This is a genomic window from Kitasatospora sp. NPDC091276, from assembly GCF_040684355.1.
Taxonomy (GTDB): Bacteria; Actinomycetota; Actinomycetes; order Streptomycetales; family Streptomycetaceae; genus Kitasatospora.
On the sequence record NZ_JBFBFU010000009.1, the window covers coordinates 202,809 to 225,358 of the forward strand.

Sequence of the window (22,550 nt, forward strand, 5' to 3'; positions counted from 1 at the left end):
CGCTCGCCCGTTCGGGGTCGGGACGACTGTTCGGGGCGGCTATTCGAAGCGGGCCGCGAGCAGCAGCAGGTCGTCGGTGGCCGGTCCGGGTCCGGGGTCGGGGCAGACGGCCAGCAGGTGGGCGCAGAGCCGGTCCGGGTCGATCCGCACGTCGCGCGGGGCGTCGGCGGCGGCCCGGCGCAGGTTGGCCTGGCCGGCGTGCAGGGTCGGGCCGCAGCGGCGGGCCAGCCCCTCGGTGTAGAGCAGCAGGGTGTCGCCGCGGTCGGCGGTGAGCTCGACGCCGGGGGCCTCCCAGCAGGCCAGCATGCCGAGCGGGGCGGAGAGCGAGGTCTCCACGAACTCGGCGCCGTGCCGGCCGACCAGGACGGGCGGGCAGTGGCCGGCGCCGGCCAGGGTGATCCGGCGCTCCTCGGGTTCCACCCAGGCGTAGACGGCGGTGGCGGTGCGGGCCGGCTCGGTGGTCTTGAGCAGGAGTTCCAGGTCGCCGAGGACGGAGACCGGGTCCTCGCCCTCCAGGACGGCGTAGGCGCGCAGCGCGGCCCGGATCCTGCCCATCGCGGCGGCCGCGCCGGGGGCGGAGCCGGGGCCCGCGCCGGGGCCGTCGCCGGAGACGGAGCCGACGGTGAGGCCGACGGTGCCGTCCGGCAGCGGGATGGCGTCGTACCAGTCGCTGCCGCAGGAGCGGTCCAGGCCGGCCGGGAGGATCCGGGCGGCCAGCCGCAGGCCGGCGGGCTGGGGGAGCCGGTCGGGCAGCAGGCCGCGGCGCAGCGCCTCGGTGGTGCGCCGGACCTTGTCCGCCTCCAGCTGTTTGGCGAGCAGCGGGGCGGCGATCGCGGCGTAGCGGTGGGCGAGCTCGCGCTGGCGCTCGGTGGGTTCGGCGGGCTCGTCGTAGAACCAGAGGGCGGCGGCGAGCGGGCCGTCCTCCTCGGTGGCGAGCGGCAGGCCGTAGCAGCCGCCGAGGCCGAGCTGGGTGGCGAGTTCACGCAGCCGGGCGCCGGTGGCCGGGTCCTCGGCGAGGTCGGGGGAGTGCAGCCGTTCGGGCCGGTCCTGTTCGCGCAGCAGCCTGGCGAGCAGGCTCTGCTCGGGCGGGACGGTCTCCAGCGCGCCGAGGCTGGCGCGGTCGAGGCCGAGGCCGACGGGCTGGCCGGGCCTGCCGCCGGGCATCCGGGTGACCAGGACGCCGCGTCGGGCGCCGAGCAGGGCGGCGCCGGAGGCGAGGACGGTGTCCAGGGTGGCGGCGAGGCCGCGGGCGCGGGCGAGCTGTTCGGTGTGCCGGTGCAGGCTGGCGAAATCGGACAGTCGTCCGGCCAAACGGTCCTGCACTCCGGCGGCCGGTGCCGTGCGGACGTCCGCCGCGCCGTCCTGCGCGTCGGCGGGACCGGGGAAGCCCGGTGGGTCGAGGACGGTCAGCCCGCCGGCGCTGCCGGGCTCGCCCGGCTCGGAGGGTGTCGACGACGACGGGTGGGACTCGGTCATGCCGCCACTCCTGACGTGCTACGTGCCATGCGGAACCCCCAGGTACGGCCGGTGTGGAGCGATGACGGCCAAAGGGCGCGTTTCGCCTCGATTCGCTACTACTCGTCATTGATCGACAGCAATGCCACCACTTCTACACAGGCCATTTGGGGCATGTCCAGATCCAGGACGACGCGGTGGCCTGTTCCACATCCGCGAGACCCGGTCGGGGGGCGCGTACGGCCTGGGCGCGCGCCGGTCCGGTCGGGAGGCATGGAGGGGACCGGGAGCGGGCAGAACGGAGGGGACGGACCCGGCGGCCGTCCGGATCGTATGCCCGCGCCGCCCGGGACCCGGGCTGGCCGGAAGTCTCTCACTCGTACGGTGGAACCAAGCGCGCCCGGGCGGCGTCCATCCGGTCGCATACGGGATTCTCGTTCCAGGGGCTGTTTCAGTGCGCGGCCCTTCTCATGTCGTGCTCCACACCGTGATCCACGTCGTCGCCGCGCCGCCCGCCATGCCGCCCGCCCCCCTTCGCGCCGCCGGGGCCGTGCCACCGCGGGTCCGCGTGACGAGTCCCGGCGGTGCCGACGGGCCGGAGCGAACCGAGCGGTCAGGGAAAGGAACGAGCGCCATGCGTGAGAACCCGAAAGATCCGTGTCCGCCCGCCACTCCCCACCACCCCGTCCAGGACGACGTCGCACGTCAGCGCCCTGCCCGGCTCGCCGCGGCCCTGACGGCCGCCGTCGACCACCGCTGGCCCGTGGTGCCCGGGGCCGTCCTGCGCGGCGGTCAGTGCTCCTGCGGCGACCAGGACTGCGTCGTGCCGGGCGCGCACCCGCACGACCCGTCGCTGCTGGCCGCCACCACGGACGCCCGGATGGTGCGCTGGTGGTGGGAGCGGCAGAGCCCGGACGCTCCGGTGCTGGCCGCCACCGGTTCGGTGGTCTCGGCGGTCAGCCTGCCGGCGGCGGCCGGCGCCCGGGCGCTGGTCTACCTGGGCGCGCTGCGGCTGCCGCTCGGTCCGGTGCTGGCGATGCCGGGCCGGTACGCGCTGCTGGTGGCCCCGTACTCGCTGGACGCGCTCGGCGAGATGCTCTCTCAACTCCCTTGGGTGCCAGGCTCGTTGCGCTATCACGGGGTGGACGGCTTCCTGCCGCTGCCGCCCGGTGGAGCGGCCGGCCGGGTGCGCTGGGTGCTGGCCCCGCGCCCGGACGCCGACGGCGGCGTGTGGCTGCCGCAGGTCGGGCCGCTGCTGGGCGAGTTGGTGGAGGCGACGGTCCGGCTGGACAGCGGTCGCTCGGCGTACTGATCCGCCGGTCCGTTCCCGGGCCGCTCGTCGGGGCCCCGCGGAAAACAAAAGATCCGGCCGCTGGCGACGGGGGATGCACCAGCGGCCGGACTCTTTAGACAGTAACAAGGATCCGCGCCCGCGCCAATTTCCAAGACGCCCTGCCAGCCCGGAAATTGCGGCTTCATGGCGACAATGTGACGCGTATCACCCGGATCCCGGGCGCTTTAGTTCAAGGTGACCTGACGGTTCACCAGGTTCGCGCGGGCACGCCGCTCCTCGGCGGTCAACGGGGTCTCGTCGGCGAGCACCGAGGCCAGTCGCTCGGCGAACTCGGCGGCCGGCTTCTCGCAGTCGGCGGCGGTCATGGCGAGCGGGAGGTCCCAGACCGGGACGGTCAGGCCGTGCGCGCGGAACGAGCCGACCAGGCGGGTGTCCGGGCCGAGCGAGGACTGGTCGGCGGCGCTGAGCCGGGCCAGCGCGTCCAGCAGCCGCTCCTCGGGCACGGTCATCACCCAGCGCAGGTGGTTCTTGTCGGGGGTGCCGCACCAGTAGGCGGCGTCGGCGCTCGCCAGCTTCTCGGTCGGGATGGCCGAGGCGTTGGCGCGCTCCAGGGAGGCGGCGACCTCGCCGGTCGCGGTCTCGGCGTCCTCCAGCCAGAACTCGAAGCCGGTGTGCACGGCGGGCGTGAACGCGGCGGTGACGTCCAGCAGGTCCTGGAGCCGGCGTCCGCCCGCCTCGGTCCGGCGGGACGGCACCGGGTTGCCCGGCTCGGTGGCCAGCGCCAGCTCCAGGGCGTCCGCGAGGTCGCGGCTGAGGTCGCCGGAGGAGGACTGGGTCTGCAGGCCGAGCAGGATGGAGCCGTCCTGGCGGCGCAGGGCCGGCCAGGCCAGCGGCAGCACGGTGGCCAGGGTCACCGACGGGACCTCGCCGGTGGCGCCCTCGGCCACCCCGGCGGCCAGCGTCAGCGGCACCGTGGCGGCGGGCACCAGCTCGCGCAGCGCGACCCAGTCGGCCTCGCCCGACAGGCCCTCGAACGGGCGGTGCACCAGCTCCTGCACCGCGTGCGAGGCCTCCCGGCCGTGACAGGCCTTGTACCGGCGGCCCGAACCGCAGGGGCAGTTCTCGCGGGCCCCCACCACGGGGACCTCGCCCGCGACGGCGGTGGTGGACTGACGCTGCGGCGCCTTCTTGGCGGCCTTCTTGCCCATGGTGCGGCTCTCCCGGGAACGGTGGTCCTTTGCTCCGGGCAGCCTACTGACGTTCCCCCGGCGCGCGGGCACACGCCGGGCGGACGGGTGGGGAGCGCGCGTCGGTTCAGGCGCTGCGGGCGTCACCACCGGTGCGCCGGGCGTGCCGGGCCCGGGCGGGCAGCGCCGCCCAGACCGTCACCTCGCCGGGCGCGTCGCGCACGCCCCAGTCGCTGGCCAGCTGGTCGACGATGTTCAGGCCGCGACCGCCGCGCGAGGTCAGCGAGGGGCCGGCGGGCAGCGGCCGGGTGGTCGCGCCGCCGTCGGTGACCTCCAGGGTGAGCACGCCGTCGGCGTGCAGCTGCCAGCGGACCAGCACGCCGCCGTCCGTTCCGCTCCCGTGCTCCTCGCGCTCCCGGCCGCCCGTGGCGGAATGCGCCCCGGAGGGGACGCCGACCAGCAGTTGGTCCACCACCTCGGCCCGGGCGCCGCGCCCCAGGGCCCGCAGCGGGCCGAGCGGACGGGCGTACCGACAGGCGTTGCTCAGCAGTTCGGAAAGGATCAGTACGGCATCATCAACGACCGGCTCCGGTATCTCCCGGTCGCCGAGATCTCGACGCAGTCGGCGCCGTGCGACCCCGACACTCGCCGGGCCGTGCGGCACTGCCATGGTCGATGAAGCCGGCACTTCACGCGCCACCATCAACGCCACCCCCGGACCTCCTTCAGCGTATGCCGAGGGAGAGATGCCCCTTGGTAATGCGTCGGAAACGACCGCCGGACGATCCCGCGAGGACATTTCAAGCGATTGCGACCGAGGGTGGACCCGAGGTCATTCCGTGCTCACCGTGCGTCGCCCCGGCGCATGAATTCCGGCAATAACGGGCCCGGAAGGTTTGACTGCCGACCAGAACGATCAGGTTGTGTCCGGGCTTTGCGGGTGGATTCGCGGGCGGCCCGCCGTCCGACGCCGGATCACCGGCCGAGCTGCGCCAGGACCTCGGCGGGCCGGTTGGTGATGATCGCGGACACCCCGAGCTCCAGGCACAGTTCCACGTCGGCCGGTTCGTCCACGGTCCACACGTGCACCTCGTGCCCCAGCTCACGCAGCCGCGTCACCAGCTGCGGGCGGGCCCGCACCAGGTCGATGCCCGGTCCGGCGATCCGAGCCCCGCCCGGCAGCGGGGAGCCCGGGCGCAGCCGGCCGAGCAGCGGCAGGGTCCGTTCGAACAGGAACACCCGCCGGTACTCCGGCGCCGAGGCCGCCACCCGGTTCAGCCCCACCGAGGAGAAGCTCATGATCCGGGCCGAGGGGCGCTCGCCCTCCCGGCTCGCGCCGATCTTGAAGCGTTCGAGCGTCCGCAGCAGTTCGGCCTCCACCCGGCCGCGGTAGCGCACCGGGTGCTTGGTCTCGATCGCCAGGTCCACCGGGCGGCCGCAGTCCACCACCAGCTCCAGCAGCCGCTCCAGCCGCAGCACGCCGCGCAGCTCGGGGTCGGTGCTGGGGCGGCCGGTCTTCCAGCCGCCGAAGTCGTACGCCTCCAGCTCGGCCAGCGTCATCGCCGAGACGGTGCCCTGGCCGTTGGAGACCCGGCCGATCCGGCGGTCGTGCACGCAGACCAGCTCGCCGTCGGCGGTCAGCCGGACGTCGCACTCGACCGCGTCCGCGCCCTCGTCGAGCGCGCGCCGGTACGCCGCCAGGGTGTGCTCGGGCAGGGCGTGCGAGGAACCGCGGTGGGCGATCACCTGGACGGGCGGCGTGGTGCGCGCCGCCGTCGAGGACGGGTCTGTGCTGGTCACGGGCCCCACGATAGGCGGCGGAAGTGACGCGCAGGCGAAGACGGCCCCAATCCGCGGGGCCGTCTTCGGTGTCGGTCGGTCAGCTCAGCGCCGCCCTGCGGGTCAGCGGGGTGAGCGCCCAGGTGACCAGCGCGGGCACCAGGAAGGCGAACAGCGAGGCGGACGTCCACTCCTGCGGGGTGAAGTGCAGGGCGTCCTGCGCGGAGGTCCAGAAGTCCGTCCACCAGCCGGCCACCGCGGTCGGCGCGATGAACTGGTAGACCGCGAAGCCCAGCACCCACGGCAGCAGCATCAGGCGGCGCGAGGGCGCGTCGGCGGAGAGGTTCCAGCCGTACCGGCCGGCGCCGAAGAAGTAGTCCACCGCCAGCACCGCCAGCAGCGGCACGAAGACCGAGCCGATCAGACCGAGGAAGTTGGTGTAGGTGTCGGTGAACTTGTCGATCTGCAGTGCCAGCACGGTGATCAGCAGGCCGATCCCGCCGGTCAGCACCCGGCGGTCCACCTTCGGCAGCAGGTTCTGCACCGACATCGCGGTCGAGTACACGTTGGCGAAGGACTGGTCCGTCTCGCGCAGCACCAGCACCAGCAGGAACAGCCAGCCGGCCCAGACGCCGAGGAAGGAGTCGAAGATCTTGTTCGGGTCGCCGTCGGACTGCAGCAGGGCCATCAGGCCGAGCACGTAGCACCAGACCTGGGCGATCGTGTAGCCGGAGAAGCTGCCCCAGAACGCCGAGCGTGCGGTGCGCGAGTGCCGGGTGTAGTCGGCGGCCAGCGGGACGAAGGAGATCGACACCGCGATCATCGCGTCGGTGGCGCCCAGGAAGCCGTGCCAGTTGCCGGCGCCCGGGTCGGGCACCCCCTGGCGGCCCAGCTGGACGGTGAAGTACACCATCGCGACGGCGACCGCACCGGCCACGAAGCGGCGCAGCACCGCGATCGAGCCCAGCGGCCAGATGGTCAGCGCGGTGGTCAGCGCGCCCGCCAGGAGCACGAACAGCCAGCGGTAGCCGTCGGTGTGGGCGACGGTCTGCGCGCCCGCCGCGATCGTCAGCAGCTCGAACACGCCCCAGCCGACGCACTGGACGATGTTCAGCACCGTCGGGACGTACGACAGCCGGGTGCCGAACAGCCCGCGCAGGTTCGCCATCGCGGGCGCGCCGGTACGGGCCCCGATCAGCGCGGCCACGCCGAGCATCGCGGTGCCGACCACGGTGCCGGCCACGATCGCGGTCACCGCGGCGGCCAGCGACAGCTCGCTGCCCTTGGCGCCGAGCACGGTCGCGGCGGTGGAGAAGCCGATCAGGCTGACGCCCAGGTTCATCCAGAGCGCGAAGTGGTCCCGGAAGCGCAGCGTGCGCGGCGGCTCGGTGTCCAGCACGAGCGGCGCCTCGGCACGCTCCGGGCGGTCCAGGACGGCGGTCGCCGTGCCGGTGGGACCCGCGTGACCGCTGTCACCGCCGTGAGCGGTCGGGGACGGTTCGGGGAAACCCTTGGACGCGGGCGCGTCCGAAGAAGAGGATGGCGAAGCAGGCGACATGGCCGATACTCCCTACGCCGGCATTACCCGGACAGGTTCCGGCGGTCTGCGCCCCCTCGACGGTCCGCCCACGATCCCGTGGCGTACGGTCGACCAGCGCACTCTCAGCCTGGATGGTCCAAGCTCCCGCGTGTCAGTTGTGAGCGACAGGCTAACCGGCCCGGGGGTGAACGCCAAGGCCACGGGGTGTGCGGCCCGCATCGCGGGACGCCCGGCGGAGGTGGGGAGCCTCCGGTCGCCGGCCTGGTCTTCGGTTCGGCCGTCGACTTGCTCGTCGCTCGGTCGTCGGTCGGTTGTCGGTCGGTCGTCGGCGCAGGACAGCCTGGTCGGCGGCCCGGCTGTCGGCGGCGGCTAAGGATTCTTATGAGTTATTCAGAGGGGTCCTTACGGCAAACGAATCGGCAGTACGAAAAACTATGGTCCTTGGTTCTGTCAGCTATGGAGGTCGTTCGTGAGCACCGAGCGCGAGGTTGGGCCCACCGGGCCGCAGGGGGAGCAGCCCTCGGGCGGCCAGGCGGCGGCTGTTCCCGCTTCCGACGGCCACGCCTCGGGCGGGCACCAGCCGACACTGGCCTTCGGCCGGGTCCCCGAGCCCGGGGCCGCTCCGGCCGCCGAGGCCGCACCGGCTGAGGCGGCGCCGACGGAGGGCGTTGCGGCCGAGGGCGGTCCGGCCGAGGGCGGGTACCAGCCCACCGTGGCCTTCACCAAGGTCCCCGCGCCGGAGGCGCCCCCGCAGGCCCCGGCCGCCCCGGTCGACGCCGCCACCGGCTACATCGACGCGCCGCCGCCGGTCCTGCCGCCCGCCCCGCCGGTCCCGGCCGCGCCGGCGGCACCCGTCGCACCCGTCGCCGAGAGCCCGGCCCTGCCGCCGGGTGCCAACCCGTACGCCACCCCGGCCCACGGCGTCCCCGCCGCCGGCCCGCACGACCCGTACGGCACCCCGGCCGCCCCCGGCGCGCCCGCCGCGCACCCCGCGCCCGGCCACCACCCGTTCGGCGCCGGCCAGCCGCTCGGCGGCTGGGGTGCCTCCCACGACGCCGGCGGCGGCGCGGGCTACCCGGGTGGCCCGGCCGGACCGCTCGGCTACCCGGCCGACTACCCCGGCGGCCCCGGCGGCCCGCGCAAGAAGCGCGGCGGCCTGGTCGCCCTGATCGCCGCCGTCGCGCTGGTCGCCGGCGTGGCCGGCGGTGCGCTCGGCGTGACCGTCGCGGACCGCAACGACAGCACCAACAGCGCCGACGACCACCGCAGCACCACCGTCCAGGCCAGCAACACCCAGAAGAACGAGCCCGCCCCCGGCTCGATCGCCGGCATCGCGCAGAAGGCGCTGCCCAGCGTCGTCACCATCAAGGCGCAGGGCAACGGCGAGTCCGGCACCGGCACCGGCTTCGTCTTCGACACCGAGGGCCACATCCTCACCAACAACCACGTGGTCGCGCCGACCCTCAACGGCGGCAAACTGACCGTCAAGTTCGCCGACGGCACGTCCTACAACGCGTCCGTGCTGGGCCACGCCGAGGGCTACGACGTCGCCGTGGTCAAGATCGACAACCCGCCGAAGAGCAAGCTGGCCCCGCTTCCGCTGGCCGACTCCGACAAGGTCAACGTCGGTGACGCCACCGTCGCGATCGGTGCGCCGTACGGCCTGGAGTCCACCGTCACCAGCGGCATCGTCAGCGCCAAGGACCGCCCGGTCGCCTCCGGCGACGAGACCGGCGGCCAGTCCTCCTACATGAACGCCCTGCAGACCGACGCCTCGATCAACCCCGGCAACTCCGGCGGCCCGCTGCTCGACTCCAGCGGCTCGGTGATCGGCATCAACTCGGCGATCCAGTCCAACGCCTCCGCCAACGGCCGGGCCGGCAGCATCGGCCTCGGCTTCGCCATCCCGATCAACCAGGCCAAGTGGGTCGCCGACACCCTGATCAAGACCGGCAAGCCGGTCTACGCCAAGCTCGACGTGCTGCGCAACGACGACTACAAGGGCGACGGCGCGCAGATCCAGACCCGCGACATCCAGGGCCAGCCGGCCGTCACCCCCGGCGGCGCCGCCGACAAGGCCGGTCTCAAGCCGGGCGACGTCATCACCAAGCTCGGCGGAGTGCCGATCGACAACGGCCCCGCCCTGGTCAGCCGGATCTGGACGCACAAGCCCGGCGAGACCGTCGACGTCGAGTACACCCGCAACGGCCAGCAGTTCAACACCAAGGTCACCCTCGGCCAGCGGGACGGCGACAGCTGACCCCCACCCGCACGAAACGGTGTGCACCGAACCCCGCCGGACCCGTTAGGCTGACCTCCGCCTGGAGAGCTGCCCGAGCGGCCTAAGGGAACAGTCTTGAAAACTGTCGTGCGGTGACCCCGTACCGTGGGTTCGAATCCCACGCTCTCCGCTGGTTGGAGAACCACCTGCTCAGGGCGGGTGCCGAGATCACTCGGCACCCGCCTTCCGCGTTTCCGGCGGGCGGGGGTTGACCCTGACACGGTGGCAGGGGGTGGAGTGGGGGCACCATGTTGAACATCGGAGACTTCGCCAGCCACGGCCGGGTGTCGGTGCGGATGCTGCGCCACTACGACGCGATCGGGCTGCTGCGGCCCGCCAGGGTGGACCCGGTCAGCGGGTACCGGTCCTACGAGGCGTCCCAACTCGCCCGGCTCAACCGGGTGATCGCGCTCAAGGAGCTCGGCTTCACGCTGCAGCAGGTGCGGGCCGTCCTGGACGAGCAGGTGGACGCGGCCGAACTACGCGGGATGCTGCGGCTGCGCCGGGCCCAACTCGCCGAGGCGATCGCCGCGGACGAGCAGCGGCTGACCCGGGTGGAGGCGAGGCTCCGGACGATCGAGAGCGAGGGGACCATGTCCGCACACGACGTCGTACTGAAGCGGGTGCCGTCCGTCCGGGTGGCCGAACTGACCGCGGTGGCCGCGAGTTACCAGCCGGAGGACATCGGGCCGGTGATCGGCCCGCTGTTCGCGGAGCTGTGCCGGCGGCTGGCCGAGGCCGGGATCGCCGAGGCGGGCCCGTCCGTCGCCCGGTACGAGGACGTGCCGGAGGGCGAGGGCACGGTGCTGATCCGGGTGGCCGTCCCGGGTCGGGCCGGCGGTGGAGCCGGGCCGGTACGGCTTCGCGGTGCTCGACCTGCCGCCGATCGAGGAGGCGGCGACGGTCGTGCACCGCGGCTCGATGGACGAGGCGATGGGGAGCTTCCAGGAGCTGGCCCGCTTCATCGACGCGAACGGCTACCGCTCGGCCGGCTACGCCCGGGAGCTCTACCTGGAGTGCCCGGACGACCCGGCGCGGTGGGTCACGGAGTTCCAGGAGCCGGTGGTCCGCCGGTAGGCCCGGTCCGGCCGGGGCCCACGCCCGCAGATCCGCCGGGGGCCCACTTGCCCGGCCTCCGGCGGGCGGGCAGAGTGCGGTGGAGGCGGCTGGCGGCGAGTGGAGGCGGCGATGGGTGACCTGACGGACCGACTGGCGCAGGGCCTTCCGGCCGGGGCGGTGGTGGTGGATCCGGACGTGACCGCCGCCTACCGCCACGACATGGCCGGCTTCTGCGCCGCCGGTGCGCCCGCCGTGGTGGTGTTCCCGGAGACGGTCGAGCAGGTGCAGCACGTGCTGCGCACCGCCACCGCGCTGCGGGTGCCGGTGGTGCCGCAGGGGGCGCGGACCGGGCTGTCGGGGGCGGCGAACGCCGTGGACGGCTGCATCGTGCTGTCGATGGTGAAGTTGAACCGGATCCTGGAGCTCGACCCGGTGAACCGGATCGCGGTGGTCGAGCCCGGCGTGGTGAACGCCGAACTTTCGCGAGCAGCCGGTGAGTTGGGCCTGTCGTACCCGCCGGACCCGTCCAGCTGGGAGTCCTGCACGATCGGCGGCAACATCGGCACCGGCGCGGGCGGGCTCTGCTGCGTGAAGTACGGCGTCACCAGCGAGTACGTGCTCGGCCTGGACGTGGTGCTGGCGGACGGGCGGCTGCTGTCCACCGGGCGCCGGACGGCCAAGGGCGTGGCCGGGTACGACCTGACCCGGCTGCTGGTCGGCTCGGAGGGCACGCTGGGCGTGGTGGTCCGGGCGGTGCTCGCGCTGCGGCCCGCGCCGGCGCCGCAGCTGGCGCTGGCGGCGGAGTTCCCGAGCGCGGACGCGGCGGGCGCGGCCGTCTGCGAGGTGATGGCGTGCGGCCTGACCCCGTCGCTGATGGAGCTGATGGACGCGGTCAGCGTGCGGGCGGTCAACGACCTGGGGCGGATGGGGCTGCCGGAGACGACCCGGGCGCTGCTGCTGGTGGCCTTCGACGGGCCGGACCGGGAGGCCGGGCTGGCGCGGGTGGCGGAGCTCTGCCGGGCGGCCGGGGCGACCGAGGTGGTGCCGGCCGAGGACGAGGCGGAGTCGCAGCTGCTGCTGGAGGCCCGGCGACTGGCACTGCCCGCGCTGGACCGGTTGGGCACCACGATGATCGACGACGTGGCGGTGCCGCGCTCCCGGCTGGCCGAGATGCTGAACGGCGTGGCGCTGATCGCCGAGCGGCACGCGCTGACCATCGGGGTGGTCAGCCACGCCGGGGACGGCAACACCCACCCGATCGTGATCTTCGACGGCTCGGACGAGGAGCAGGCGGCGCGGGCGCAGCGCTCCTTCGACGAGATCATGGCGCTGGGGCTGGAGCTGGGCGGCACGATCACCGGGGAGCACGGGGTGGGGCTGCTCAAGCGGGACTGGCTGGCGCGCGAGCTGGGGCCGGTCGCGCTGGACCTCCAGCGACAGCTGAAGGCGGTCTTCGATCCGCTGGGAATCATGAACCCGGGCAAGATGGTGTGATGTTATTTCTCCCATATTCCAGTACGACTTTCCGATGGTCTGGGAATGGCTGGAAAAGTCGACATGGGAGGGTGGTCGAACTTTTCGGGGGCGCGTTTCCTGATTTCCCTGCGCCGGGGTGGTGCGCCTGGTGGTTCGTGTGACGGCGGAGCGCCCTGCCTGAAGGGCCTTCCGGGAGGCCATCGCCCGGGCAAAGTGCCAGCTCGGCAGGGGTGTGTCGGCGCACTGTCCGATTTTCGGCCCGTTATGCGCAGCCCGGGTGGATATCACGCTAACGGGCGAAAACTGCTTCGCCGACTAGTGCTTTGTCGATTTGTTGCGGAAGTCTGTCTCTCGGCGTCGCAGCCCGCAGGTGTTCGTCTGGCCGGCGAACTCCCGCACCCCCTGCTCGACAATTGCACGATTTACAGCTTCTTGGAGGCTCTCATGGCTCGCATCCACACCCGCCGGGTGGCCGGACTCCTGCTCGCCGCCCCGCTCGCGGCCGGCCTGCTGCTGGCCGGCGCCGGCGCTGCGGCCGCCGACAACGGTGCGGGCGCCGGTGCCGGCTCCAACGCCGGCGTGGTGTCCAACGTCGGCACGGGCAACGTGTTCGGCGGGGTCGACGGCAACTACATCTCCACCCAGCAGACCGCCACCGGGACGGGTGCCTCGAACCAGAACAACACCCTCGCGGTGAAGGACAACGCGGGCACCATCCTGGCCGGGCAGTCCAACAAGAACATCAACGTCGTGTTCGCCCCGATCTTCCACTGATCCGATCGGGCACCACCGACGGCGGGGGCGCCGGAGGTGGGCGGCCGCGGGTGAGCTGAGCACTCGCGGAGGGGCTCGAACCAGTCTCCGGGCGGAATTCCCGCCCGGGCGCGGATCAGAACAGCGCATGACCGGCCAGCGGAAAGGGTCACCGTGAAGCCGGCCTCGTGGGCGGTGCCGCCATCGGCACCGCCCACGAGTGCGTCCGGAGCCGGGAGCGAACCGCCCGGGCCCGCTCGTCGCCGGCTGCCCGTCGCCGCCGACATCGCCCGGGACCGCCCGGGACCGCCCGTCGAGGCAGGCCCGGACGGCCCGGACGCGTCCAGCGAGGGCCCGCGCCCGGAGCCGTCGGTGTTCGGCGGTACGGTTGCGCTCCGACAGCGCACCACGTGCCCGGGCCCGGGAAGGACGGCCCGGCCGGGGCGGCGACCGCGGCAACCGGAGGAGAGGGCGCGCGATGGCGGCGGAGGAGGAGGGCCTGACCGGCCCGGGCGAGGCCTGGCCTGCACCGGAGCCGGATCCGCGATCCGGGCCGGACGCCCGCCGGGAGCCGGCGGAGCACCGGCCCGAGCCGAAGTCCGTGCCCGAGCTGCTGCTCGGCCGCCCGCCGATGGCCCGCCCGCTGCCGACCTTCGACGCCGAGGCCGCGCCCGCCGAGCCCGGCCCGCTGTTCGTGGACTGGCTCGCCACCGCGCTGGCCGCCGGCGTGCCGGACCCGCAGGTGGTCACCCTCTCCACGGTCGACGCGGACGGCCTGCCGGACGCCCGGGTGCTGGTGCTGCGCGACGTCGACGCGGCCGGCACCGGCTGGGTCTTCTCCGCCGCCGCCGACAGCCCCAAGGGCCGCCAGCTGGCCGACCACCCGGCCGCCGCGCTGACCGTCTACTGGCCCCAGCTGGGCCGCCAGGTACGGGTCCGCGGCACCGTCGAGCGGGCCGCCGACCTGGTCGCCGCCGCCGAGTTCGCCACCCGCTCCCCGGACGCCCGGGTCGGTGCGCTGGTCGGGCGGCAGAGCGAGCCGATGGCCTCGCTCGCCGAGTACGACGAGGCCGTCGCCGTCGCCCGCCGCCGCCTGGAGGCCACCCCGGACGCCGTCGCGGCCGGGCACGCGGTCTACACCCTGTGGGCGCACGAGGTGGAGTACTGGCAGGGCGACGCGCAGCGCCGGCACGTCCGGCTGCGCTACACCCGCACCGGACCGGTCCGGACCCCGGAGTGGTCGCGCACCCTGCTGTGGCCGTGACGACCTGACGGTCCAAGGGCCCGGCCCTTGGACCGACCGTGCTGCCCTACCGCCGCCCGGTCAGCGTGGCTCCCACGCTGGCCGCCACCACACAGCCGATCCCGGCCAGCTGCGGCACGCCCAGCAGCTGGCCGAGCACCACCAGGCCGACCAGCGCGCTGACCGCCGGCTCCAGACTGACCAGCACGCTGAACACCCGCTGCGGCATCCGCCGCAGCGCGGTCATCTCCAGCGCGTACGGGATCACCGGCAGCAGCAGCGACACCCCGGCCACCGCGGCCAGCAGCCCCGGCGGCGAGGCGCCGGGCGCGGTCAGCCCGTCCCAGGCCTGGCCGAGTCCGAACGGCGCCAGGGCGAGCGCGCCGACCGTCATCGACACCGCCAGGCCCTGGAAGCCCTGGAAGGCGGCGCCGACCTTGTCGGTGAACAGGATGTACGCGGCGTAGCAGGCGGCCGCCCCGAAGGCGTAGAGGAGTCCGACCGGGTCGAGCCCGCCCCCGTCGCCGCCCTCGCCGAGCAGGGTCAGCAGGACGACGCCGCCGGCGGCGAGCAGCGCCCAGAGCAGGTGGCTGGCGCGCCGGGCGAAGACCAGGGCGACCGCGAGCGGGCCGAGGAACTCGATGGTCGCGGCGGTGCCCATCGGCAGCCGGTCGATCGCCCCGGCGAACAGGAAGGTCATCCCGGCCGAGGCCACGCCCAGCAGGGCCGCCGCGGCGAGGTCGCGCGGGCGCTTGTCCCGGAGCCGGGGCCGGGTGACGGCGAGCAGGATGACCGCCGCGAAGCCCAGCCGCAGGAAGGTGGTGCCGCTGACCCCGAGCGGGCCGAACAGCGGCTTGGACAGGGCGATCCCGGTCTGCACCAGGAACATCGCGGTCAGACAGAGAAGCGGCGCCGGGATCCTCTCCGGGCGCCGCAGGACCTTCGGGAGTCGGCCGGTGGGCCGGCCGGGGGGCGCGTCGGGCGGTGCCGTGGAGCCGGGTGCCCCGCCTCGTCGCCAGCTGCCCCGCTCGCCGGCGGGCTCGCCCTGGGGGGCGGGCGGCATGGCAAGCGCCTCGGCGACGGCGGCAGCCGGCATCGGGGCGGTGGTTTCGCTGGGAGGGGAGGTGGGCATATGGGCGAGTTTGCCGTAAGGAGTGATGAACGGGCAAGCTCGTTACAACTATCGGGACGGATGCGGACGGGTACGGCCGAAAGGGTGGGCTCCCCCGGTGCGTCCGGCGTGGTTGCCGCATTCGTCCGATGGTCCGTCAGTAGCAAGGGCGGGTGCGCTATCTCCGCCCCGTGGCCATGCTCGCCGCCTCCCTCGTGCTCCTGCTGGCCACCGACGGGACGGGCGTGAGCGCCGGGGCCGCCGCCCTCCCCCGCATCCGGGCCCTCACCCTGCCCGACCGGTTCGGCCCGCCCAGGATCCACGACGACTTCACCGGCCCCGCCTTCGACGCCTGCACCGCGCCGCCCCTCGACACCCTGCGGGCCTGGCACGGGGCCTCCCCGTACGGCGCGCTCGGCATCTACGTCAGCGGCGCCCAGCGCGGCTGCGGCCAGCCCCGGCTCACCGCCGAGTGGGTGCGCCAGGCCCGCGCACTGGGCTGGCGCTTCCTGCCGGCCCACGTCGGGCTCCAGGCGCCGTGCAGCGAACTCGGCAACAAGCCGCGCCGGATCGACCCCGCCCACGCGGTCGAGCAGGGCCGGGACGAGGCCACCGAAGCCGTCCACGCGATGGGCTCGCTCGGATTCGGCAAGGGCGGCCCGGTCTACCTCGACATCGAGGCCTACCCGATGCGCGACCCCGCCTGCGGCCAGGCGGTGGTCGACTTCGCCGTCGGCTGGACCCAGGCCCTGCACGCCGCCGGCTACCGCTCCGGCTTCTACTCCAGCCTCGACTCCGGCATCGCCGACCTGGCCGCCGCCGCCCGGGCCGGCAGCTTCCCGCTGCCCGACGTCCTCTGGTACGCCCGCTGGGACGACCGGGCCGACACCTCCGACTCCGGCGCCCTCGGCTCCGACCTCTGGGGCTACCACCAGCGCGTCCACCAGTACCGCGGCAACGTCGAGGAGACCTACGGCGGCGCCGCCCTCACGATCGACCGCAACCACGTCGACGGCCCGACCGCGGGCTGACGCGTCGCCGGTCCGTGATGCCGGCAACGGGGCCGGGATACTGACAGCGGGCGGGGCGGGGCGGCACAATCGGGCACGTCCGCGCGCATTACCGCCCGGTAGGTGCCGCAGGCGCAGCCGCCAGTGCCGTCAGGTCAAGGAGGACCCGTGTTCAGCACGATGCAGGACGTCCCGCTCACCGTCGCCCGGATTCTGGAGCACGGGTCCACCATCCACGGCCGGTCCACCGTCACCACCTGGGACGGCACCGGGCCGGTCGTGCGGACGTACGCCGAGGTGGGGGCGCGGGCCGCGCAGCTCGCCCACGCGCTCCGCGACGAACTGGGGGTGACCGGGGACGACCGGGTCGCGACCCTGATGTGGAACAACGCCGTCCACCTGGAGGCCTACCTCGCCGTCCCCGCGATGGGGTCCGTGCTGCACACGCTCAACCTGCGGCTGCCCGCCCACCAGCTGTCGTTCATCGTCAACCACGCCGCCGACCACGCGGTGATCGTGGACGGCAGCGTGCTCCCGCTGCTCGCCGCCGTCCTGCCGGACCTCGCCCCGACGCTCCGGCACATCGTGGTGAACGGCCCCGGCGACCGCTCGCTGCTGGCCGGCTTCCCGGGCACCGTGCACGACTACGAGGAACTGATCGCGGGCCGGCCCGCCGCCTACCCGTGGCGCGGCGACCTCGACGAGCGCGAGGCCGCCGTGCTCTGCTACACCTCCGGCACCACCGGGGACCCGAAGGGCGTGCTCTACAGCCACCGCTCGGTGTACCTGCACTGCCTCCAGGTCAACACCGGCGACAACTTCGCCTTCACCCCGCGCGACACCGCGCTGCCGGTGGTCCCGATGTTCCACGTGAACGCCTGGGGCATCCCGCACGCCGCCTTCATGTCCGGCGCCAACCTGCTCATGCCGGATCGTTTCCTCCAGCCCAAGCCGATGGCCGAGATGATCGCCGCCGTCCGGCCCACCGTCGGCGCCGCCGTCCCGACCATCTGGAGCGGCCTGCTGGACGAGCTCGACGCGGGCGACTACGACACCTCCAGCCTGCGCATGGTGGTCATCGGCGGCAGCGCCTGCCCGCCCTCGCTGATGAAGGGCTTCGAGGAGCGCCACGGCATCCGCGTGCTGCACGCCTGGGGCATGACCGAGACCTCGCCGCTCGGCTCCTTCGCCCAGCCGCCCGGCGGCCTCACCCCGGAGGAGGAGTGGCCCTACCGGGTCACCCAGGGCATCTTCCCGGCCTCCGTCGAGGCCCGGCTGGTCGGCCCGTCCGGTGAGCGGATGCCGCACGACGGCGTCGCGGCGGGCGAGCTGGAGGTGCGCGGCCCGTGGATCGCCGGGGCCTACTACGGCGGTGCCGGGCAGGACCCGCTCCGGCCGGACGACAAGTTCTCCGAGGACGGCTGGCTGCGCACCGGCGACGTCGGCACCATCACCGCCGACGGCTACCTGACCCTCACCGACCGGGCCAAGGACGTGATCAAGTCCGGCGGCGAGTGGATCTCCTCGGTCGAACTGGAGAACCAGTTGATGGCCCACCCCGAGGTGGCCGAGGCCGCCGTGGTCGCCGTCCCGGACGAGAAGTGGGGCGAGCGCCCGCTGGCCACGGTCGTGCTGCGCCCGGGTGCCACGGCCGGGCTGAGCGAGCTGCGGGCCTTCCTGGCCGGACGGATCGCCTCCTGGCAGCTGCCGGAGCGCTGGTCGATCGTCGAGTCGGTGCCGAAGACCTCGGTCGGCAAGTTCGACAAGAAGGTGATCCGCGCCAGCTACGCGGCGGACGAACTGGACGTGACGGTGCTCGGCAAGGAGTAGCCGCCCGCCCGACCGCCGAGGGCCGGCCACCCCCGTTCCAGCGGGGTGGTCGGCCCTCGGCGCGTGCCGTGTGGATCTCGCCGGGCCCTCGGCGTCAGGGCGCGGTCAGCCCGCCGCGGCGACGCCCGCCTCGCCCATCGCGCCGATCCGCCCGAGCAGGTCGACGATCCGGGACTGGACGTCGGCGCTGGTCGAGCGCTCGGAGAGGAACAGCACCGTCTCGCCGGTGCGCAGCCGGGGCAGTTCGCGCGGGTCGAGGTCCACCGAGGTGTAGACCACCAGCGGGGTGCGGTGCAGCCGGTCGTTGGCGCGCAGCCAGTCCAGCAGGCCGACCCGGCGGCGGCGGATCTGGAGCAGGTCCATCACCACCAGGTTGGGCTGCACGCTGCTGGCCCGGGCGACGGCGTCGTTCTCGTCCACCGCGTGCTCGACGTGCATGCCGCGCCGCTCCAGGCTGCTGATCATGGCGGCGGCGATGTCCGGGTCGCCCTCGACCAGCAGGACGCGCGGGGCGTGGTGCTCGCCGTCGCGCGGCGCGAGGGCGCGCAGCAGCACGGCCGGGTCGGCGCCGTACGCGGCGTCCCGGGTGGCCTGGCCGAGACCGGCGGTGACCAGCACCGGGACGCGGCTGTTGAGCGCGGCGGTGCGCAGCGACTGCAGCGCGGTGCGGGTGATCGGGCTGGTCAGCGGGTCGACGAAGAGCGCCGCGGGGAAGCCGGCGACCTGGGCGTCCACCTCCTCGCGGGAGCGGACGATCACCGGGCGGTAGCCGCGTTCCTGGAGGGCCTGCCGGGTGGCCGGATCGGGCTCGGGCCAGACCAGCAGCCGACGGGCGCTGCCGCCCTCGCCGGTCGAGCCGTTCGGGCCGGCCATGGCCGGCGGCTGCTCCTCGGTCCGGTCGCCGGCGGCGGCGGGCAGTTCGGCCATCGGGCGCGGGGCGGTCCTGGCCTCGGCCGGGACGGGCGGCTGCGGTCCGGCGGCGGGGGTCGGCGAACCGCCGAGCGGGCGCGGCGGCGCGAGTTCGGCGAGGCCGGTGCCGACCGGGCGCGGGCCGGACGGGTCCTCGGCGGCGGGCAGCGCCGGGCGGGCGGCCGGTAGCGCGGCGGGGCCGCCGGGCGCGGGCCGGTCCTCCTGCGGGGCCTGGTCGGACGGCGCGGCCGGGACCTCCTGGCCGGGGCCGGGCGGCACGGCCAGCCGGCGTCGGCGGCCGGTCGGTGGGGCGGCGGGCTCGGGCTGCGCGGGCGCCGGGCCGGTCGGCAGGGCGTGCTCCAGGCCGGGGTACACCGGGGTGTCGGCGGCGCCGGGGAGGGCGAAGCCACCGGAGGAGTCCTCGGTGGAGGGCAGGGCGCGGCGCCGGCGGGGCTTGGCCTCGGCGCCGTCGGCGGCCGGGCCGCCTTCCGCGGCGGGCGTGCCGCCCGCCGGGGTGCCGTCGGCGGGGGCGGCACCGGGGCCGAGCGCGAGCGGTTCGCGCCCGCCGGTCCGGTGCTGCTGCGGGCGCTCGCCCTCGACGGGGACGGCGTAGGCGGGGCCGGAGCGGCCGTCGTCCTTGCCCCAGGGGTCACGCTGCGCGCCGTCCGGACCGGCCAGGCCCTGGCGGCCGTACGCGGGGTCGTTGCCGGTGCCGTTCCACTGTTCGGGGACGGCCCGCTCGATCCGGGCGGGGGCGTTCGGCCACTGGTCGGCGGGGGCGCCGGGGGCGGTCCGGGCCGGCGGCGCCGGTTCCTCGGCGGCGGGGCGGCCCCGGCGGCCGCGCCGCTCGGCGGCGGGTTCCTCGGCGGGCTGCTCCGCCTCCGCCTCCGCCTCCGCGGCCGGGGTCTCGCGGTCGGGCTGCTCGCCGCCGTCGGCGACCGGCTCGGCGGCCCCGTCGCTGCTGGGCAGCTGCGGGATGCCCGGCAGGTCGGGCAGGACGGCGCTGTCGCCCTCCTTGGGCCGGTCGGAGCGGCCCTCGGCGGCCGCGCGCTCGGCGGCGGCCTTCGCGGCGGCCGGGTCCAACGGCAGCTCGACGACGTACGTGGTGCCGGCCTTGCCGGGCAGCTCGTGCGGCTGGAGCACGCCACCGTGGCGCTCGACCACCGCGCGGGCTATCGGCAGGTGGACGGGGCTGCCGCCGAGGCCGGGCCCGCGGATCTCGACCCGGGCGACCTCGCCGCGCTGGGCGGCGGCCAGGACGACGGTCGGCGGCTCGCCGCCGGAGGGCAGCGCGGCGGGCGCGCCGGGGGCGGTCAGGCCGGGGGAGGGGGCGGTCGGGGCGTCCAGGGCGAGGCCGATGCCGCTGACGTCGGCGACCAGGTGGGCCAGCGCCTGGGCGAGCCGGCGCTCGTCGGCGATCACCTCGACGGCGGCGGCGTGCACCGAGAACCGCACCCGGCCCGGGCCGACCAGCTCGCCGGCCGCCTCGACGGCCCGTCGGACCACCTTGTCCAGGGCGACCGGCACCCGCCGCTCGGTCGGCTTGCGGCGGTCCTTGCCGTCCTTGCCGTCCTTCGCGTCCGGGCCGTCCGCCGGGGCGGTCTCGCCGGTCTCGCCGGCCTCGGAGCGCTGGTGCGCGAGCACGCCGTCGATCAGCCGGCTGAACCGGCGGCACTCGTCGGCGAGCCGACGCAACGTCCAGTTGGCCTCCGGCCACAGCTGCCCGGCCGGGTCGGCGGCGAGCGCGTCCAGCCGCTGGTTCAGCGCGGTCAGCGCGCCGCCGAGTTCGCTCTCCAGGACGGCGGTGAGGTGTTCGTTGCGGGCGACCAGGGCGAGTTCGCGGCTGCGGTCGGTGAAGGTCATCACCGCGCCGACCAGCTGGTCGCCGTCCCGCACCGGCGCGGTGGTGAGGTCGACGGTGACCGGGCGGCCGTCCTTGCGCCACAGCACGGTGCCGCGCACCCGGTGCTTGCGCCCGGAGGTCAGGGTGTCCAGCAGCGCGGACTCCTCCAGCGCCAGCGGCGTGCCGTCGGCCCGGGAGTGCTGGATCAGCGGGTGCAGTTCGCGCCCGCCCAGCTCGCTCGCCCGGTACTCCAGGATGTGCGCGGCGGCCGGGTTGACCAGCACGCAGCGGCCTTCGAGGTCGACGCCGAGCACGCCCTCGGCGGCGGCGCGCAGGATCATCTCGGTCTGCTTGTGCTGGCGGCGCAGCTCGGCCTCGACGCCGAGCCGGCTGGAGAGGTCGCGGACCAGGAGCAGGAGCAGGTCGCTCGCGGAGGACGGGCGGGAGCGCTCGCGGTACGAGTCGTACGAGGTGAGTCCGTAGCCGCGGCCCTCGCCGGTGCCGTCGTCGGGGAAGTCGTTGCCGGAGACCTCGACCGGGAAGCTGGTGCCGTCGGTGCGCCGGGCGGTCATCCGGACCGGGCGGTCGGGCTCGTCGCCGTCGCGGGCGGCCGGGCGCATCGAGCCGGGGATCCGACTGGGGTCGAACTCGGGCAGGAGGTCCAGCACGCCCATGCCGACCAGCGAGGTGCCGGGCGTCTGGAGCGCCTGGACGGCTGCGCTGTTGGCGTCCACGACGGTGCCGTTGCTGTTCACCAGCAACAACGCGTCGGGCAGGGCGTCGAGTATGGCGGCGAGGCGAGCAGCGCCTCGGATCGGCCTGCTGCTCACGTCGACAGGTCTCCTCGGCTCAGGGCAGCTCCTCCGGAGACGGCAGTATCTCATTCTTCTTTGCGGCGGGGTCGACCCGCCTAGTAACGTGGGCGGTGGTTGGTGCCGAGCCCCACGGTTGTGGCATCATCTCAGGCACACGGAACGGGTCCGCTCACGCGGACGTGGTCCCTGTGGAGGAGGCTTCGCCTAGTCCGGTCTATGGCGCCGCACTGCTAATGCGGTTTCGGGGTTATTCCTGATCGAGGGTTCAAATCCCTCAGCCTCCGCAGCCGGAAAGCCCCGTCGACGATCTTGTCGGCGGGGCTTTCCCCGTCCCCGGGGAGGTTCCGGACCCGCCCCGCCGCCCACCTCCCCGACCTGCCCCGCGGGCCGGGGCCGTCGGGGGCCCGGGCGGCCTCCAGGGGGTCGGCCCGGAGGGAGGGAGCAATCGATTTCGTCCCGCGTCGCAGGTCATGTAATGTTGTCCCCGCAACGCCCCGCTGGCACCGTTCATCAGGGCGAGCGCTCATAGCTCAACGGATAGAGCACTTGACTACGGATCAAGAGGTTGCAGGTTCGAATCCTGCTGAGCGCACCAATCTCCGCAAGATCGGGTTCGCCCGTTCCTTGCGCTCATAGCTCAACGGATAGAGCACTTGACTACGGATCAAGAGGTTGCAGGTTCGAATCCTGCTGAGCGCACCAGCGAGAAGCCCCCGGCCACCGGCCGGGGGCTTCTCCCGTTTCCGGGCCCGGACAGGGCGCCGGGTGCCTGGTCCGTTCTGGATTGCGGGCCTAATGGATGAAATACATCTGTTTCGGGTATATCCCGTCCTGTCGCTCGGATGACCGCCAAACGGGTGGGACCCGGCTATAAGCCCAGGTGTCGCAGTATGACCGGTTCAGGATCGTGATTCCTTTTTGTCAGATCTTGTGCCCAGGCTGCCCGGCACCCCGGCAGCCGACCG

At 74.3% G+C, this 22,550-nt stretch carries 14 protein-coding genes, 4 tRNA genes, 1 pseudogene and 1 riboswitch; of the genes and pseudogenes, 12 read left to right on the top strand and 7 right to left on the bottom strand.

Features of this window, described 5'->3' with window-relative positions:
* Positions 1 to 39: 39 nt before the first annotated feature.
* On the bottom strand, positions 40 to 1,476 hold the full coding sequence (locus AB0O19_RS14115) for a PP2C family protein-serine/threonine phosphatase (protein WP_363619478.1): 1,437 nt from the start codon (positions 1,474 to 1,476) through the stop codon (positions 40 to 42).
* Between the two features lie 613 nt (positions 1,477 to 2,089).
* Between AB0O19_RS14115 and AB0O19_RS14120 the strand changes: the two genes are divergently transcribed.
* Positions 2,090 to 2,767, top strand: a complete 678-nt coding sequence (locus tag AB0O19_RS14120) for a bifunctional DNA primase/polymerase (RefSeq protein ID WP_363619479.1) — start codon at positions 2,090 to 2,092, stop codon at positions 2,765 to 2,767.
* Between the two features lie 206 nt (positions 2,768 to 2,973).
* On the opposite strand, the gene AB0O19_RS14125 is transcribed toward AB0O19_RS14120, so the two are convergent.
* From AB0O19_RS14125 to AB0O19_RS14140, 4 genes are all read right to left on the bottom strand, one after another.
* Entirely contained in the window at positions 2,974 to 3,957 is a 984-nt protein-coding gene (locus AB0O19_RS14125; protein WP_363579784.1) for a DUF5926 family protein, read from the bottom strand.
* A 106-nt stretch (positions 3,958 to 4,063) separates the two neighbouring features.
* The gene (locus AB0O19_RS14130) at positions 4,064 to 4,606 is read right to left on the bottom strand and encodes an ATP-binding protein (RefSeq protein ID WP_363579783.1); all 543 of its coding nucleotides are present in this window, start codon (positions 4,604 to 4,606) and stop codon (positions 4,064 to 4,066) included.
* 305 nt (positions 4,607 to 4,911) lie between these two features.
* On the bottom strand, positions 4,912 to 5,736 hold the full coding sequence (locus AB0O19_RS14135) for a glycerophosphodiester phosphodiesterase family protein (protein WP_363619480.1): 825 nt from the start codon (positions 5,734 to 5,736) through the stop codon (positions 4,912 to 4,914).
* Positions 5,737 to 5,815: 79 nt separating this feature from the next.
* Entirely contained in the window at positions 5,816 to 7,114 is a 1,299-nt protein-coding gene (locus AB0O19_RS14140) for a cytosine permease (protein ID WP_363619481.1), read from the bottom strand.
* Between the two features lie 151 nt (positions 7,115 to 7,265).
* Positions 7,266 to 7,413, bottom strand: a riboswitch (TPP riboswitch).
* 311 nt (positions 7,414 to 7,724) lie between these two features.
* Here AB0O19_RS14140 and AB0O19_RS14145 point away from each other — a divergent pair.
* From AB0O19_RS14145 to AB0O19_RS14170, 6 genes and pseudogenes are all read left to right on the top strand, one after another.
* Positions 7,725 to 9,515 (top strand): trypsin-like peptidase domain-containing protein, encoded by a 1,791-nt coding sequence (locus AB0O19_RS14145; RefSeq protein ID WP_363619482.1) that lies wholly within the window; start codon positions 7,725 to 7,727, stop codon positions 9,513 to 9,515.
* A gap of 63 nt (positions 9,516 to 9,578) precedes the next feature.
* Positions 9,579 to 9,666 (top strand) — tRNA-Ser (locus AB0O19_RS14150).
* 118 nt (positions 9,667 to 9,784) lie between these two features.
* A pseudogene (locus AB0O19_RS14155) lies at positions 9,785 to 10,613 on the top strand (MerR family transcriptional regulator).
* 111 nt (positions 10,614 to 10,724) lie between these two features.
* Positions 10,725 to 12,089, top strand: coding sequence for an FAD-linked oxidase C-terminal domain-containing protein (locus AB0O19_RS14160; protein ID WP_363619483.1), 1,365 nt, complete (start codon positions 10,725 to 10,727; stop codon positions 12,087 to 12,089).
* Positions 12,090 to 12,515: 426 nt separating this feature from the next.
* On the top strand, positions 12,516 to 12,845 hold the full coding sequence (locus AB0O19_RS14165) for a hypothetical protein (protein ID WP_363579777.1): 330 nt from the start codon (positions 12,516 to 12,518) through the stop codon (positions 12,843 to 12,845).
* 457 nt (positions 12,846 to 13,302) lie between these two features.
* Complete coding sequence (locus AB0O19_RS14170) at positions 13,303 to 14,088, top strand: pyridoxal 5'-phosphate synthase (RefSeq protein ID WP_350876456.1); 786 nt, start codon at positions 13,303 to 13,305, stop codon at positions 14,086 to 14,088.
* 46 nt (positions 14,089 to 14,134) lie between these two features.
* Here the strand turns inward: AB0O19_RS14170 and AB0O19_RS14175 are convergent, their stop codons facing one another.
* Positions 14,135 to 15,199 carry an EamA family transporter gene (locus tag AB0O19_RS14175; protein ID WP_363619484.1) on the bottom strand — a complete coding sequence of 355 codons (1,065 nt, stop codon included), beginning with the start codon at positions 15,197 to 15,199 and terminating at the stop codon, positions 14,135 to 14,137.
* A 152-nt stretch (positions 15,200 to 15,351) separates the two neighbouring features.
* Here AB0O19_RS14175 and AB0O19_RS14180 point away from each other — a divergent pair, with 152 nt between their 5' ends.
* Both AB0O19_RS14180 and AB0O19_RS14185 read left to right on the top strand, forming a co-directional pair.
* Positions 15,352 to 16,209 (top strand): glycoside hydrolase domain-containing protein, encoded by an 858-nt coding sequence (locus tag AB0O19_RS14180; protein WP_363619485.1) that lies wholly within the window; start codon positions 15,352 to 15,354, stop codon positions 16,207 to 16,209.
* 147 nt (positions 16,210 to 16,356) lie between these two features.
* Complete coding sequence (locus AB0O19_RS14185; RefSeq protein ID WP_363619486.1) at positions 16,357 to 18,018, top strand: long-chain fatty acid--CoA ligase; 1,662 nt, start codon at positions 16,357 to 16,359, stop codon at positions 18,016 to 18,018.
* Between the two features lie 105 nt (positions 18,019 to 18,123).
* Here AB0O19_RS14185 and AB0O19_RS14190 read toward each other — a convergent pair whose 3' ends face one another.
* Entirely contained in the window at positions 18,124 to 21,600 is a 3,477-nt protein-coding gene (locus tag AB0O19_RS14190; RefSeq protein ID WP_363619487.1) for a PAS domain-containing protein, read from the bottom strand.
* A gap of 178 nt (positions 21,601 to 21,778) precedes the next feature.
* Here AB0O19_RS14190 and AB0O19_RS14195 point away from each other — a divergent pair.
* The 3 genes from AB0O19_RS14195 (at position 21,779) to AB0O19_RS14205 (ending at position 22,287) form a co-directional block, all read left to right on the top strand.
* Positions 21,779 to 21,869 (top strand) — tRNA-Ser (locus AB0O19_RS14195).
* 235 nt (positions 21,870 to 22,104) lie between these two features.
* Positions 22,105 to 22,180, top strand: a tRNA-Arg gene (locus AB0O19_RS14200).
* Positions 22,181 to 22,211: 31 nt separating this feature from the next.
* A tRNA-Arg gene (locus tag AB0O19_RS14205) sits at positions 22,212 to 22,287 on the top strand.
* Positions 22,288 to 22,550: the final 263 nt, after the last annotated feature.